At 61.7% G+C, this 14504-nt stretch carries 13 protein-coding genes and 1 tRNA gene; 8 read left to right on the forward strand and 6 right to left on the reverse strand.

The features are described from left to right. The first annotated feature begins 173 nt into the window (after positions 1-173). Together BPRO_RS10495 and BPRO_RS10500 are read left to right on the forward strand one after the other, a co-directional pair. On the forward strand, positions 174-653 hold the full coding sequence (locus BPRO_RS10495) for a MerR family transcriptional regulator (RefSeq protein WP_011483034.1): 480 nt from the start codon (positions 174-176) through the stop codon (positions 651-653). Positions 654-688: 35 nt separating this feature from the next. Beyond that, positions 689-765 (forward strand) — tRNA-Pro (locus BPRO_RS10500). 163 nt (positions 766-928) lie between these two features. Here BPRO_RS10500 and BPRO_RS10505 read toward each other — a convergent pair. Further along, complete coding sequence (locus BPRO_RS10505; protein ID WP_011483035.1) at positions 929-2026, reverse strand: M14 family metallopeptidase; 1098 nt, start codon at positions 2024-2026, stop codon at positions 929-931. After that, positions 2023-3219, reverse strand: a complete 1197-nt coding sequence (locus BPRO_RS10510; protein WP_011483036.1) for a M20 aminoacylase family protein — start codon at positions 3217-3219, stop codon at positions 2023-2025. The genes BPRO_RS10505 and BPRO_RS10510 overlap by 4 nt, the downstream gene beginning before the upstream one ends. 302 nt (positions 3220-3521) lie before the next feature. On the opposite strand from BPRO_RS10510, the gene BPRO_RS10515 reads away from it, so the two are divergent. From BPRO_RS10515 to BPRO_RS10535, 5 genes are all read left to right on the forward strand, one after another. After that, entirely contained in the window at positions 3522-4502 is a 981-nt protein-coding gene (locus tag BPRO_RS10515; protein WP_011483037.1) for an ABC transporter permease, read from the forward strand. Between the two features lie 78 nt (positions 4503-4580). Then, complete coding sequence (locus tag BPRO_RS10520) at positions 4581-6164, forward strand: ABC transporter substrate-binding protein (RefSeq protein WP_011483038.1); 1584 nt, start codon at positions 4581-4583, stop codon at positions 6162-6164. An 81-nt stretch (positions 6165-6245) separates the two neighbouring features. Beyond that, positions 6246-7157 (forward strand): ABC transporter permease, encoded by a 912-nt coding sequence (locus BPRO_RS10525; RefSeq protein ID WP_041388714.1) that lies wholly within the window; start codon positions 6246-6248, stop codon positions 7155-7157. Positions 7158-7344: 187 nt separating this feature from the next. After that, on the forward strand, positions 7345-8319 hold the full coding sequence (locus BPRO_RS10530; RefSeq protein WP_011483040.1) for an ABC transporter ATP-binding protein: 975 nt from the start codon (positions 7345-7347) through the stop codon (positions 8317-8319). Between the two features lie 98 nt (positions 8320-8417). Beyond that, positions 8418-9419 (forward strand): ABC transporter ATP-binding protein, encoded by a 1002-nt coding sequence (locus BPRO_RS10535; RefSeq protein ID WP_011483041.1) that lies wholly within the window; start codon positions 8418-8420, stop codon positions 9417-9419. Positions 9420-9644: 225 nt separating this feature from the next. Here the strand turns inward: BPRO_RS10535 and BPRO_RS10540 are convergent, their stop codons facing one another. The 3 genes from BPRO_RS10540 to BPRO_RS10550 form a co-directional block, all read right to left on the reverse strand. Further along, positions 9645-10199 (reverse strand): NUDIX hydrolase, encoded by a 555-nt coding sequence (locus tag BPRO_RS10540; protein ID WP_041388716.1) that lies wholly within the window; start codon positions 10197-10199, stop codon positions 9645-9647. Positions 10200-10343: 144 nt separating this feature from the next. Beyond that, a complete protein-coding gene (locus BPRO_RS10545) occupies positions 10344-11339 on the reverse strand; it encodes a Bug family tripartite tricarboxylate transporter substrate binding protein (protein WP_011483043.1) in 996 nt (331 codons plus the stop codon). 66 nt (positions 11340-11405) lie between these two features. Beyond that, a complete protein-coding gene (locus BPRO_RS10550; protein WP_011483044.1) occupies positions 11406-12191 on the reverse strand; it encodes a maleate cis-trans isomerase family protein in 786 nt (261 codons plus the stop codon). A 103-nt stretch (positions 12192-12294) separates the two neighbouring features. Between BPRO_RS10550 and BPRO_RS10555 the strand changes: the two genes are divergently transcribed. After that, positions 12295-13254, forward strand: coding sequence for a LysR substrate-binding domain-containing protein (locus BPRO_RS10555; RefSeq protein WP_011483045.1), 960 nt, complete (start codon positions 12295-12297; stop codon positions 13252-13254). A gap of 142 nt (positions 13255-13396) precedes the next feature. Here the strand turns inward: BPRO_RS10555 and BPRO_RS10560 are convergent, their stop codons facing one another. Continuing rightward, a complete protein-coding gene (locus BPRO_RS10560) occupies positions 13397-14449 on the reverse strand; it encodes a TRAP transporter substrate-binding protein (protein ID WP_011483046.1) in 1053 nt (350 codons plus the stop codon). Positions 14450-14504 lie beyond the last annotated feature (55 nt).

The following is a 14504-nucleotide window of genomic DNA, read 5'->3' on the forward strand; positions in this document are numbered from 1 at the left end:
GCTTGCGTGGCTTTTAACGGCCTGTCAACTGGGTTTTTTCAGGGAAGCATGGGTTGTAACTAAATGTCATATTTGTGACATAACAACACATTTCAAAAAACTGCTATAACCCTTTGCGCTTACTTTCTACTTAGAGTAGATTTGGAGGTTTCCTCCTTAGCGCATTGATTTAATTGGAGAAAACCCTTCCCCCCATCCCCGCAAAACGCTACTTCACCATTGGTGAGGTCAGTGATTTGTGCGGCGTCAAGCCTCATGTTCTCCGTTACTGGGAGCAGGAGTTCACGCAACTGCGTCCGATGAAAAGACGCGGTAACCGCCGCTATTACCAGCACCATGAAGTGCTGATGATCCGCAGAATTCGCGATCTGCTGTATGACCAGGGTTTCACCATCAGCGGTGCCCGCAACAAGCTGCAGGAAATTGTTCAGGCTGAACGAGACAAACGACGCAACGGCGAAGTCATGCTGGAGGGCCTGGAAGTTCTCGAAGTGAGCGACTCCGTACTGGAGGATTTTGGCGACTCTATTGACTTTCAGGACAGCGAAGCCGAGAACACTGACCTGTCCACCGCCAGCGCTGCGCTGCAAAGACTTCAACTGGTGCGACGCGAACTCTTCGAAATACGCGATCTACTTAGCTCGACCAGCTAGAAGCTGTCTGGGCCGCGTTATAATCTAAAGCTTGTCGGTGTGTGGCGCAGCCTGGTAGCGCACTTGCATGGGGTGCAAGGGGTCGAAGGTTCGAATCCTTTCACACCGACCAATGACAGCAATAAAAGCCGGTTAGCGAAAGCTAACCGGCTTTTTTCTAGCCTGCAATCGCCACACTGCTGACGCGAACTGCGCTGGGGTTTGCTGGTCTTCGTTGGTGTCAAGCCCGCGACTCTTCACGCAAGCCAGGGCCATGGTGGCCGCCCCCTAAAACATCAAGAACTCAGGCCATCCACCGCCTGGAACAGCGACTGGCGTGCCTGGCTGACGATCTGGCCCTTCCACTCGTCGGTGTCCACGTAAAACGCATCCAGCATCTGCTGCTTGATCTGCTTGGCCAGTGCCGGCGGCGCGTCGCGGTGTAGGTTGAGCCAATGCTCGGCGCGCAGCGCCTGCATTATCTCGAACGGCGGCAGCGTGCCGTATTCCATCGCAATGCCGGTGTATTCGGCGTCGGGGCATTCCTCGTAGATCGAAGTCCACATCAGGCCGGTCAGAAACGCCGAGCTGGACGAGCCGTCGTAAATGGAAGTAACGGGTGTCGCGCCGCCGCCGTCCCACCAGGCCCGTGCCCGCGCCAATGTCGCCTGGTCGTCCCGGCAGGCACAAATGCGTTCGCCGACACCGCTGGGCCCCAGGCCGGTGTGGATGTCAATCCAGGCCACGCGTTGGGTGCGGCCGGCGTAGGTCCGCAGCACCTTGCGCAGGGTCTGGTTGCTCCAGGTCGGCGCGGTGCCGCCGTAAAACAGGCCCTCCGCAAATTCATGCTGGCCCCGCGTGATCGCGGTCTGGTAAGCGTCCATGCCTTTGTCGCCGATGTATTGGCCGGTTGCCGCAGCGTTGGCTTCGGTGGGCGGCCACTCATCGGGCAGCAGCAGGGGCTGCAATTCCCGGTAGGCCTCGTTGACCGGCAGCGCCTGGGAGAAGTCCTGGAAGTTGCGGTTCAGGTCCACGTTTTCATGCGTGGTGCGCCGGATATGCGAAAAGCCGTAGGGGTTGAGCGCATGCACGTAGAGCACCGCCACGCCCTGCGCTTTGGCCTTGGCGCGCCACTCGTCATCATGCAATGCAAACACCTGCACCCCGGAGCCGCAGTAGCCCTCGACGCCGTGGCAGGCGCTGGTCACGATCAGCAGCGACTTCGCATCTAGCGAGCCATCGAGCACCACATCCATCGCCAGAACCTCGCCATCGCGTCCCGGCTCGGGATGCAGGTGTGAGTCCACCTTCAGGCCGGCAGCAGCAGCGGCCTCCAGGAACTTGACACGGGCTTGCGCGTAACTGCTTGAAAAAGCCTCTGTAACGCCCATCATGCAGCGTCCTTGGCCAGCCAGCTTTCAGCCAGCCGCACCCAGAAGGTGGCGCCCAGCGGGATCAGGTCGTCATTGAAGTCGTAACTCGGGTTGTGCAGCATGCATGGCCCCCCGCCGTGACCCATCTCGCGGTGGGTGCCGTCGCCGTTGGCAATAAAGGCATAGCAGCCTGGTTTGGCCTGCAGCATGTAGGAGAAGTCTTCCGCTCCCATGGTCGGCTCCTGCTCAATCACGTTGTCCGCACCAACGATCTCGGCCATGACCTTGCGCGCAAACTCGGTTTCTTTGGCGTGGTTGATGGTGGGCGGGTAGTTGCGCACAAACCTGAACTCGCACTCGGCGTCATGCGCGGCGCAAATATGCTCGGCGATCTGTTTCATGCGTTTTTCGATCATGTCGAGCACTTCGATCGTGAAGGTGCGCACTGTGCCCTGCAGCTCGCAGCTGTCGGGAATCACGTTGGTGGCCTCACCGGCATGGATCATGGTGACCGAGATCACGCCGGCATCCACCGGCTTCTTGTTGCGGCTGATGATGGTCTGGAAGGCCTGCACCATCTGGCAGGCGATGGGCACCGGGTCAATGCCGTTGTGCGGCAAGGCGGCATGGCCACCCTTGCCGCGAACCGTGATCTTGAACTCATTGCTCGACGCCATCACCGGGCCGGTGCTGGCGGCAAACTTGCCGACCTGCGTGCCCGGCCAGTTGTGCATGCCGAACACGGCGTCCATGGGGAACTTGTCAAACAGGCCGTCCTTGATCATCTCGCGCGCACCGCCGCCGCCTTCTTCTGCCGGCTGGAAAATCAGGTAAACGGTGCCGTCAAAATTGCGGTTTTTGGCAAAGTGCTGCGCGGCTGCCAGCAGCATGGCCGTGTGGCCATCGTGGCCGCAGGCGTGCATCTTGCCCGGGTGCTGGCTGGCATGCTCGAAGGTGTTGAACTCCTGCATCGGCAAGGCGTCCATGTCGGCGCGCAGGCCGATGGCGCGATTCGAGCTGCCGTTTTTGATGATGCCCACCACGCCGGTGGTGCCCATGCCGCGATGCATGGGAATGCCCCATTCGGTGAGTTTTTGCGCCACCACATCGGCCGTGCGCACTTCTTCAAAGCACAGTTCCGGGTGGGCGTGAATATCGCGGCGCACAGCGGCAATGCCGGCGGCCTGCGTGACGATGGAGTCAATGACTTTCATGAAAACCTCTTGGTGGTCAGGCCTGCCGCTCTGCTAGTTCGCAGATGCTTTGCAAGCCCGGGGTTGGCTTTTGTACCACGCGTAGTCTGCCAGATTTAACCGCGGAACGTCGTCGAGGGAATCACCCTGAGCATGCCGGGTTGTCTGCGCACGCAGGCTGCGCGTCATTAATCTCAGAGCCTTGAATTGGTGCCCGCAAGCGCGCTTGGGTGAGGTGCTTTTTTTCTTTAACCCTAAAGTAAACCCTTGTGTCGGCACGGCACTTGCTCTGCTAGTATCCACCGGAACTTTTCTATTGACTGATGCTTGCTTTTATTTTGCGCCGCCTGATTCAGGCCGTGATCGTGATGATCGTGGTTGCCTTTATTGCCTTCATGCTGTTTCAGTATGTGGGCGATCCCGTGGTGTTCCTGCTGGGGCAGGATGCAACGCCCGCGCAAATCAAGCAGCTGCGCACCGATCTGGGACTCGACCAGTCGTTCTTCGTGCAGTTCTGGCATTTCCTGCTCAATGCCGCACGAGGCGAATTTGGCCTGAGCCTGCGCCAGGGTGCGAAGGTGTCGCGACTGATTTCCGAACGCTTTCCCGCCACGCTGGAACTTGCGCTGGTCGCAGCCCTCATGGCGCTGCTGATCGGCATCCCCATGGGTGTTTATTCGGCGCTGCGCCGCGGCTCGTTCCTGAGCCAGATGTTCATGACGATCTCGCTGCTCGGCGTCTCGCTGCCGACCTTCCTGATCGGCATCCTGCTGATCCTGGTGTTTTCCGTGGGCCTGGGCTGGTTCCCGAGCTTCGGCCGCGGCGAGACGGTGCAACTCGGCTGGTGGAGCACCGGCCTGGCCAAGGCCGATGGCTGGCATCACGTCGTGTTGCCGGCCGTGACGCTGGCGATCTTCCAGCTCACGCTGATCATGCGGCTGGTGCGCGCCGAGATGCTCGAAGTGCTGCGCACCGATTACATCAAGTTTGCCCGCGCTCGGGGTCTTTCCAATCGGGCCATTCACTTTGGCCATGCACTCAAAAACACGCTGGTGCCGGTGATGACCATTACCGGCTTGCAACTGGGCGGCCTGATCGCTTTCGCCATCATCACCGAGACCGTGTTCCAGTGGCCCGGCATGGGCCTGCTGTTCATCCAGGCCGTGACCTTTGCCGACATTCCGGTGATGGCGGCCTATCTGTGTCTGATTGCGCTGATTTTTGTGCTCATCAACCTGGTCGTTGATCTCTTGTATTTTGTGGTGGACCCCAGGCTGCGCGTTGGCCATGCTGGGGGCCACTGATGCTGGCCTGCCACTGAATCATTGAGCCGACAATTTTTACCCACCCCAAGCCCTCATCTCTTCCATAAGGAGTTCCCGATGAAATTCAAGCCAAACCTGCTCTCGGTCGCCGTGTTTTGTGCGGTAGCTGCTACAAGTTTTGCAGCGTCAGCGCAGACCCTGCGCGTCGCCAACCAGGGTGACGCGCTGTCCATGGACCCGCATTCGCTCAACGAATCGATGCAGCTCAGTGTGACGGGCAATGTTTACGAAGGCCTGGTGATTCGCAACAAGGACCTGAGCCTGGCCCCGGGCCTGGCGACCGCCTGGAAGCAGACCTCGCCGACCGTGTGGCGTTTTGAGCTGCGCAAGGGCGTGCAGTTTCATGACGGCACGCCTTTCACGGCCGATGACGTGGTGTTCAGCTTCCAGCGCACGCAGGTCGAAGGCTCCGACATGAAGAGCTACACCAACGACTTCAAGGAAGTGCGTAAGGTCAACGACCACGTGGTCGAAATCGAAACCAAGACGCCTTTTCCCATCCTTCCTGATGTGATCTCGCTGGTCTACATGATGAGCAAGAAGTGGTGCGAGACCAATCAGGCAGCCAAGCCGGTGGACCGTCGCAAGGGTGTCGAGAACGCCGCCTCGTTCCGCGCCAACGGCACGGGCCCGTTCCGTGTGCGCGAGCGCCAGCCCAATGTGCGAACCACCTTTGTCCGCAACGGCAACTACTGGGGCAAGATCGAGGGCAACGTTCAGGAGGTGGTCTTCACCCCGATCGGCAATGACGCGACCCGCGTGGCTGCCCTGCTGTCGGGCGAGATCGACGTCATGGAGCCGGTGCCGGTTCAGGATATCGACCGCGTCAACAGTGCCCCTGCCACCCGCGTGCTGGCCGGCCCCGAGTTGCGCACCATCTTTTTGGGCATGGACCAGAAGCGCGACGAGCTGCTGTATTCCAGCGTCAAGGGCAAGAATCCGTTCAAGGACAAGCGCGTGCGCCAGGCCTTCTACCAGGCCATCGATATCGAGGGCATCAAGAAGACTGTGATGCGTGGCGGCTCGAACACGACCGCGCTGCTGGTGGGCCCCGGCATCAATGGCTTCCAGGCCGATCAGAACAAGCGACTGCCGTATGACCCGGAAGCAGCCAAGAAGCTGATGGCGGAGGCCGGTTACCCGAACGGCTTCGAGGTCTCCATGAACTGCCCGAACGACCGCTATGTGAATGACAGCCGGATTTGCCAGACCGTGGCCGCCAACCTGTCGCGCATCAACGTTAAGATCAACCTGCAGGCTGAGACCAAGGGCAGCTACTTCCCTAAGGTGCTGCGCCGCGACACCAGCTTCTACATGCTGGGCTGGACGCCCAGCACCTACGACGCGCACAACGCGCTCAACGCGCTGCTCGCCTGCGTCGACGACAAAGGTGCCGGCCAATTCAACCTGGGGGCTTATTGCAATCCCAAGGTCGACGAGCTCACCAAGAAGGTGCAGGCCGAGACCGACAAGGCCAAGCGCAACGCCATGATCAAGGAAGCGTTCGAGATCCATTCGGCCGACATCGGCCACCTGCCGCTGCACCAGCAGGCGCTGGCCTGGGGCATGAGCAAGAAGGTCGAGTTGGTCCAGCTGGCCGACAACTTCATGTTCTACAAGTGGGTGAGCGTCAAAAAATAAGGGCGTAATGTCTTGGGCGCCGGCGGATCACACCCGCCAGCGCCCTCTTGGCTTTCGTACCTCTCTATCTCGCACCTCACGATGAAAAAAATCTTTGCCCGCTGGCTCGACAGCGATGTTGGTCACAGCTTTCGCACTTCGCCCGTAGCGATCACTGCCACTGTGGTCGCCTTCATCTGTATTTTTTGCTCGGTATTTGCCGGCTGGGTGGCGCCCCACAACCCGTTTGACTTGAGCACGCTGGAGTTGAGCGACGCCCGTTTGCCGCCGGCCTGGAGTGCGCAAGGTAGCTCAAAATTCCTGCTCGGCACCGATGACCAGGGGCGCGACATTTTGTCTGCTCTGATCTACGGCGCGCGCATCTCGCTGGTGGTTGGCGTGGCCTCGGTCATCCTGTCCATGATCGTCGGCGTGGCGCTGGGCCTGCTCGCGGGCTTTCGCGGCGGCTGGATTGACACCGTGCTGATGCGTCTGTGCGATGTGATGCTCAGCTTTCCCGCCATCCTGGTGGCGCTGCTGATCGCTGGCGTCGGGCGCGCGCTCTTTCCCAATGCCCACGACTCCGTGGCTTTCGGCGTGTTGATTCTCTCGATCACTCTGACTGGCTGGGTGCAATACGCACGCACCGTGCGCGGCTCCACGATGGTGGAACGCAGCAAGGAATACGTGCAGGCGGCCCGCGTCACCGGTGTGGCGCCGCTGCGTATCATGCGCCGCCATGTGCTGCCCAATGTGCTGGGCCCGGTGCTGGTGCTGGCGACCATTCAGGTGGCCACCGCCATCATCACCGAAGCCACGCTGTCGTTTTTGGGCGTCGGCGCACCGCCCACCTCGCCCTCGCTGGGCACCCTGATTCGCGTGGGCAACGACTACCTGTTCTCGGGCGAGTGGTGGATCACGGTGTTTCCGGGCTTGATGCTGGTGCTGATTGCACTGAGCGTCAATCTGCTGGGTGACTGGCTGCGCGATGCTTTGAATCCGCGGTTGAGATGATGGCCCCCACGTTTGTCACTTCGTGTACTGCACGAGGCCTTGCAGGCCGCGGCTCGCAGGACGCTTCACCTCTGTCGCCTGTCCAAACCTGCTCAAGCAGGTTTGGAGCCGCAGGCTCCAGCCCCTCGGGGGCGCAAGTCGCCTTGGGGCGGCCCGGCGGCGACCTGGTCGCCGGAGAAAGCATCGTATGAGTCTTTTGCAAGTCAAAAATCTGGTCGTTGAATTCCCTAACCGGCGTGGCACGCTGCGTGCGCTGGACGATATTTCGTTTGACATCGCGCCCGGCGAAATTCTCGGCGTGGTTGGCGAATCGGGCGCGGGCAAGTCGCTCACAGGCGCTGCCATCATCGGCCTGCTGGAGCCGCCGGGGCGCGTGGCCAGCGGGCAAATCCTGCTGGAAGGCCAGCGTATCGACAATCTGGGCTATGAGCAGATGCGCCATATTCGCGGCCGCAAGATCGGCGCCATCTTCCAGGACCCGTTGACCTCGCTGAATCCGCTGTACACCATTGGCCGCCAGCTCATCGAAACCATCCAGACCCATCTGCCGGTGAATGCCGGGGAGGCCCGCAAGCGCGCCATCGGCCTGCTGGAGGACACCGGCATCCCGGCGGCGGCCCAGCGCATCGACCATTACCCGCACCAGTTCTCGGGCGGCATGCGCCAGCGCGTGGTGATTGCCCTGGCCCTGGCGGCAGAGCCCAAGCTGATCGTCGCCGACGAGCCGACCACCGCGCTCGACGTGTCGATTCAGGCGCAGATCATCACGCTGCTCAAAAACATCTGCAAGGACCGCGGCGCCGCCGTGATGCTGATCACCCACGACATGGGCGTGATTGCCGAAACCTGCGACCGCGTGGCCGTGATGTATGCCGGGCGCATTGCCGAAATCGGCCCGGTGCACCAGGTGATCAACCAGCCGGCCCATCCCTACACCGACGGCCTGATGGCTGCGATTCCCGACATGTCAATTGACCGCGAACGCCTGAACCAGATTGACGGTGCCATGCCGCGCCTGAATGCCATACCGACCGGCTGCGCCTACAACCCGCGCTGCCCCAGGGCCTTTGACCGCTGCAAGGTCGCGCGCCCCGAGCTGCTGGAGGCAGGCGCCACGCGCGCGGCCTGCTGGCTGCATGATGCGGCAGGAGGTGCAGCATGAGCGTCGCCTGGCCGTCCCAAGGCGCGAAGGTCCCCGAGGGGCTGAGCCCCGCCGACTCTGGCGGCGGCCTGTCCAGCGCAGCACACGAAGTGGCAAGCGTGGGGGCACGTTCTGCACTTGTTCAGGCGCACGACCTCGCCAAGACCTTCGACGTCTCCGCTCCCTGGCTCAACCGCGTGCTCGAGCGCAAGCCGCGCACCCTGCTGCACGCCGTCGATGGCGTGAGTTTCGAAATTGAAAAAGGCACAACCCTGGCCCTGGTTGGCGAGTCAGGCTGCGGCAAGAGCACCGTGGCCCGCTTGCTGGTGGGGCTGTACGAGCCGACGCTGGGCGGCTTGACCTTTGATGGTCAGGATGCGCACGCTGCGTTCAAGACGCCAGCGGGCGGGCAGTTGCGCCGGCGCATCCAGATGATCTTTCAGGACCCGTATGCCAGCCTCAATCCGCGTTGGATTGTCGAAGACATCGTGGGCGAGCCCCTCAAGGAACATGGCCTGATCACCGACAAGGCCGAGCTGAAAGAACGGGTGGGGACGCTGCTGGAGTCGGTGGGCTTGTCGCCGCTGGACATGGTGAAGTACCCGCACCAGTTCTCGGGCGGGCAGCGTCAGCGCATCTCGATTGCCCGCGCGTTGGCCACCGAGCCCGAATTTCTGGTCTGTGACGAACCCACTTCGGCGTTGGATGTGAGCGTGCAGGCGCAGGTGCTCAACATCATGAAAGACCTGCAGCGAAAGCAGGGCCTGACTTACTTGTTCATCTCGCACAACCTCGCAGTGGTGCGCCATGTGAGCGACCAGGTCGGTGTCATGTACCTAGGCCGGCTGGTGGAACTGGCGGACAAGCAAACGCTGTTTGCCACCCCGCGGCACCCGTACACCCGGATGTTGCTCGATGCGATTCCGAAGATGCACGACACGGGCCGGGCCCGCACCCCTGTGCAGGGCGAAGTGCCGAATCCTTTGAACCCGCCCACGGGCTGCACCTTCCACCCGCGCTGTCCGCTGGTGAATGAGCGCTGCCGGGCGGAGCGGCCCCGGCTGCTGGACATCAAGGGCGTGAAGATCGCCTGCCACGCCGTGGAAGAAAATCGCATTTGAAATGCGGTTGACCTGGCGCAGGACCGCCAGGCGGGTATAGAAAACGATGCTCAGATCAGTGTGATCAAGCCGGGCAAGAAAAGGCGAGGACCCCCGGCCTGGGGACGGCAATCCTGTGCCGTCATTCCATTTCTAATTCAATGCGAGAGTAGGCGCTCCGCCGCAGACAGTGCTGTAGCACGGCAAGGTGGGGCAACGACCTATCGCTTTGAAGTAGCAATGGAATCAGGCGATGTCGACGGTGTGAATGCCGAATTTCCCCGTCCGCCGGTCTGCAAAGTAATGCTCCAGCGTTGCTTTGACTGTCTTGAAGGCAATCTCGTCCCAGGGAATTTCCGACTCGGTGAACAGCCTGGCTTCCAGGGTTTCATGGCCGGGCTTGAACTCGGTGCTTAGCAGGCGGGCGCGGTAAAACAGGTGGACTTGGCCAACGCGCACCACGTTCAGGACGGTGAAGAGGCCCTGCATTTCAAACTGCGCGCCGGCTTCCTCGTCGGTCTCGCGTGCGGCGCCCTCTGAAGTGGTTTCGCCCAGTTCCATGAAGCCCGCAGGCAGCGTCCATTTGCCCCAGCGGGGTTCGATATTGCGCTTGCACAGCAGCACCTGCCCGCCGTCTTCGCCCCAGATGGGCACGGTGCCCACCACATTGAGCGGGTTTTCATAATGCACGGTGTGGCAGGCCGGGCAGACAGCCCGCTCCTTGGTATCACCATCATCGGGGAGGCGGTAAGCGACAGCGGTACCGCAAACGCGGCAGTGTTTCAGGGGAGGGCGGTGCATACAAATAAGTGTAGCGGCTTTGCCTCTGACGGGCACCGCCCGCAACCCTGTCGGCCGAAGTGTTTGCTATTAAAAAAATAGCGTACGGCGACCAGCCAGTTAGGTTAAGGAGCTTAAAACAAAACGCCTGAGAAGCCGCCGCGGTCACTCCGGCTTGATGCCTGCGGTCTGGATGGTTTTGGCCCAAAAGTCGGTGTCCTTTTTGACCAGGGCTTCCAGCGCCGCCGGCGGGAGGTAGCGCAGTTCAACGCCGGCGCCATCGGCGCGGGTCTTGGTTTCCGGCAGCTCAAGCGCAGTCTTGATCTGGCCACTGAGTTTGCCCACAACATCGGCGGGTGTACCGGCCGGCGCGAAGATGCCGACCCAGGCCTCCAGCTCAAAGCCCTTGAGGCCTGCCTCCGCCGTGGTTGGCACGGCAGGAAGGCCGGAATGGCGGCTCTTGCCGGCCACGGCCAGTCCCTTGAGCTTGCCGACCTGCACCTGGCCCATCACCGAGGGCGGCGTGGTGATGAACACCTGCACCTGGCCTGAGAGCACGTCCTGAAGGGCGGGGCCGGAGCCGCGGTAGGGAATGTGCACCATGCTGGTCTGGGTTTGCAGCTTGAACATTTCGGTGCCGATGTGCGACAGCGAGCCGTTGCCCTGGCTGGCATAGCTGAGCTTTCCGGGGTTGGCCTTGAGGTACGTGATGAATTCACCAAGATTGTTCGCCGGTACCGACGGGTGAACCGTGATGACATTGGTGGCGACCGTGATCAGCGCCACGGGCACAAAATCCTTTTGCGCCCAGGGAAGCTTGGGTGTGAGGTTGGGGTTGCCAACGTGATAGGCCGAATAAGAGTTGAGCAGCGTGTAGCCATCGGGATTGGCGCGTGCCACGAACTGGTAGGCCACATTGCCGCTGCCGCCGCCGCGGTTGTCAACCACCACAGCCTGCCCCGTGACCTTGGCCAGCGAATCCGACAGGATGCGGGCCGAAGCGTCGACGAAGCCGCCGGGCGGGTTGGGCACCACCAGGGTCACCGGCTTCGAAGGGTAGCCCTGGGCGAGGGCAGCGCCCGCGAGCATGGTTCCGAGCACGGTGGTGGCTGCACCTGCCAGCATCCGGCGTAGCGGCACGTGTTGGGTAAGAGTGATCATGGGGAAAGTCTCCTGTATTAGTTGTGTGCTTGTATTGTTACTCGAGGGGTTGTGCGGGGGCGTCGGCTAGTAGCGGCCCGACAGCAAGGCGCCGGCGCCGGGCACGCGGCGCTCCAGCCCGAGGCTCTTGAGAATGGCATAAGTCGTGCAGACGGCGCTGGACACCACGGGCAGGCCGCTCGCAGCCTCGATGAGTGGCACAGAAGCGAGCGAAGGCATCTGCACGCAGGCCGAAGCGACGATGGCATCGGCGCCCTTGATGTTGAGCTGCTTCCACAACTCGGCCGGTGCCTTCGGGTCGCGCGCACCGACCGCGAGGTTGTCGTGGATTTCCAGCGAAATGCTGTCAATCACTTCAATCCCTTCGTTTTCGATGTAGTCAATGACGAGGCGGGTCAGCGGTTTCATGTACGGCGCGATGATGGCCACGCGCTTGGCGCCCATGGCCTGCAGGCCCTCGACCAGCGCGCCTGCGCTGGTGATCACCGGTGTGGGTGCGCCGTTGGCCACGGTGGCTTCGTGCAGACGACGCTGGGATTCACGGTGGTAGCCCTTGCCCATGCTCATGATGGCCACCAGGCAGGCGTAGCCCATGGCATCCATGCGGGCGTCTGACAGCTCGAGCGCACAGCGGTCCGAGTCGCGGTCCATGGCTTCCAGCTCTTCCTTGGTGACCGATTTCATGCGCATGCGGCTGGAGTGAAACGTGAAACGTTCGGGCAGCACCTGCTCGCGGGCGCGCAGCATGGCCGGGATTTCCGTCTCCATGGTGGTGTTGGAGCTCGGCACGATCAGGCCGACACGGTAATTGCTGGCGGCGGGCAGGGGGGCGGCTTGCGCTGCGGATGGCATGGACTTGTCTCCTGGGTGGCTGGGGATTTGCCTATTCTTGGTGGTTTGATCCATACTGGCAAATACATAATCAAGATAAATCCATACCTGAAACAGATCGATCATGGAACTGCGCCAGATTCGCTACTTCACCGTTCTCGCCGATGAGCTGAGCTTCACGCGGGCGGCGCGCCGGCTGCATGTGTCGCAACCGCCCCTGAGCTTTCAGATTGCCAGCCTGGAGGCCGAACTCGGTGCGCGCCTGTTTAACCGTACCAGCCGCAGTGTCGCGCTGAGCGAGGCGGGCAAGGCCTTTTTGCCGCATGCGCAAGCCGTGCTTGCGCGCCTGGAGGAGGCCCGCGGCCACGTGCAGCGTGTGGCCAGCGGCCTGCAGGGACGGGTGCAGGTGGGCCTGGCGGGTTCGCACTTTCTGGGGCCATTTCCGCAATTTATCCAGCAATTTCGCTTGCAGCGTCCCGCCGTCGAGATTGCGCTGCACGAGATGAAACCGTCCGACCATCTGCAAGCCCTGCGCGACGGCCGGCTGGACCTGTGCGTCTCGCGCAATCCGCTGGAGGACGCGCAGATCAGCGCCGCGCTGTTATGGCGTGATCCGGTCGTGGTGGCCCTGCCGCCGGGTCATCGGCTGGCGGCGCGCAGCCGCCTGCGGCTGGCCGAGCTGAAAGATGAAGAATTTGTCTTTCTGCGTCTGGACTCCTCGCCCTTCGCCGCACGCTTGTTCGAGGCTTGTGTGCAGGCGGGATTTGCTCCGCACATCGCACAACAGGTGGTCGAGGTGCCGGCCGCGCTCAACCTGGTGGCGGCGGGCCTGGGCGTGGCCCTGGTGCCGGCTTCATTGGCGCAGCTGCGTGCCGATGCGGTGGGCATATGCAGCCTCAGCCCATCCATGCCCAAGCGCGCACAGGCGGAAGGCAAGGCGAAAATGACGGGCGGCCTGAACGGGAACGCTCCGGGCGCCATCAATGGTGATGTGTACGTGCTGTGGCGTCGCGAGGACGCAGCGCCTGCGGTGGCGACGTTCAGGACGCAGCTGCTGGACTGGGCACGCGCTTTACCGCCGTAGACGGGGCGTTGATGGCCTGCGCTGATTTGCTATCAAGTTAATAGCTAATTGCCCCGTTTTTTTGGAAGCTGGGCGGCAAAAACCATAAAAAAAACCGGGCCACAGCCCGGTTCTTCTCATGTCCCCTTCACCGGGCGGGGGGTCAGGCCTTGGTGGCCTTGGTGTGCTTTTCAATGAGGCTGCGTGCCGTGTCCAGCAGTTTCTTGCCGTCAAAGCCTTTCTTGTTCATGTCTTCCACCCACTCGACTTCCACCGCACGCGACTTGCGGCGGAATTCCTGCGCCTCGGCCGCACTCACAGTGTAGATGGTGTTGCCGCGGTCGCTGGCGCTCTTGCGGCCGGCAGCGTCGTTGCCCTGCTGCACCTTGCCGAGCCAGGCCGAGGTGGCCATGCCCGAATTGTTGTCGATGACTTTCTTGAGGTCGGGCGGCAGTGAGTTGTACTTGGCCTTGTTCATCGCCATCACAAACGTCAGGGTGTACAGGGCACCACCGGCCGGGTCAAATTCCGCATGGAATTTGGTGAGCTCATGGACCTTGACCGAAGGCACCACTTCCCAGGGAATCACGCAGCCTTCGATGGTGCCTTTGCTCAGCCCGTCCGGAATTTGCGGCAAAGGCATGCCGACGGGGATGGCGCCCAGCACGCCCATCAATTTGGTGACCTGGCGGGTCGGTGCGCGCAGTTTGAGGCCGCGCATGTCATTGATGGACTTGACCGGCTTGTTGACGGTATGAATCACGCCGGGGCCGTGCACATGAAGCGCGAGGACCTGGGTGTCCTTGAACTCGTCAACGGCCACGGTCTGCACATATTCCCAGTAGGCTTTGGATGTGGCCTCGGCGTTGCTCATCATGAAAGGCAGGTCGAAGACATCGACGCGCGGGAAGCGGCCGGCGGTATTGCCGGGCAGGGTCCACACCACGTCAACCACGCCGTCCTTGACCTGGTCATAGAGCTGCACCGGCGTGCCGCCGAGTTGCATGGCGGGGTAGGCTTCAAACTTGATGCGCCCACCGGACTCTTTCTCGACTTTTTCCATCCAGGGCTTGTGCATGGACTGCCAGACGTTGGACTGCGGGGACATGAAGGTATGGAATTTGAGGGTGACGACCTGCTGGGCCAGGCCGCTCAGGGCAGGTGCGCCCAGGGCCACGGCGGCACCGGATTTCAAAAGGGTGCGGCGTTGAATCATGATGAAGTCTCCTTGTATCGGGATAGTTATTGAAATTAACGGTAAAAGCGGCCGG

This window comes from Polaromonas sp. JS666 (assembly GCF_000013865.1).
Classification (GTDB): domain Bacteria; phylum Pseudomonadota; class Gammaproteobacteria; order Burkholderiales; family Burkholderiaceae_C; genus Polaromonas.

What these genes read in the sequence shown, in the direction of transcription:
- BPRO_RS10505 (WP_011483035.1), bottom strand. Translation starts at nt 2,026, where the DNA reads ATGATGGGCGTTACAGAGGCTTTTTCAAGCAGTTACGCGCAAGCCCGT.
- BPRO_RS10510 (WP_011483036.1), bottom strand. Translation starts at nt 3,219, where the DNA reads ATGAAAGTCATTGACTCCATCGTCACGCAGGCCGCCGGCATTGCCGCT.
- BPRO_RS10515 (WP_011483037.1), top strand. Translation starts at nt 3,522, where the DNA reads ATGCTTGCTTTTATTTTGCGCCGCCTGATTCAGGCCGTGATCGTGATG.
- BPRO_RS10520 (WP_011483038.1), top strand. Translation starts at nt 4,581, where the DNA reads ATGAAATTCAAGCCAAACCTGCTCTCGGTCGCCGTGTTTTGTGCGGTA.
- BPRO_RS10525 (WP_041388714.1), top strand. Translation starts at nt 6,246, where the DNA reads ATGAAAAAAATCTTTGCCCGCTGGCTCGACAGCGATGTTGGTCACAGC.
- BPRO_RS10530 (WP_011483040.1), top strand. Translation starts at nt 7,345, where the DNA reads ATGAGTCTTTTGCAAGTCAAAAATCTGGTCGTTGAATTCCCTAACCGG.
- BPRO_RS10540 (WP_041388716.1), bottom strand. Translation starts at nt 10,199, where the DNA reads ATGCACCGCCCTCCCCTGAAACACTGCCGCGTTTGCGGTACCGCTGTC.
- BPRO_RS10545 (WP_011483043.1), bottom strand. Translation starts at nt 11,339, where the DNA reads ATGATCACTCTTACCCAACACGTGCCGCTACGCCGGATGCTGGCAGGT.
- BPRO_RS10550 (WP_011483044.1), bottom strand. Translation starts at nt 12,191, where the DNA reads ATGCCATCCGCAGCGCAAGCCGCCCCCCTGCCCGCCGCCAGCAATTAC.
- BPRO_RS10555 (WP_011483045.1), top strand. Translation starts at nt 12,295, where the DNA reads ATGGAACTGCGCCAGATTCGCTACTTCACCGTTCTCGCCGATGAGCTG.
- BPRO_RS10560 (WP_011483046.1), bottom strand. Translation starts at nt 14,449, where the DNA reads ATGATTCAACGCCGCACCCTTTTGAAATCCGGTGCCGCCGTGGCCCTG.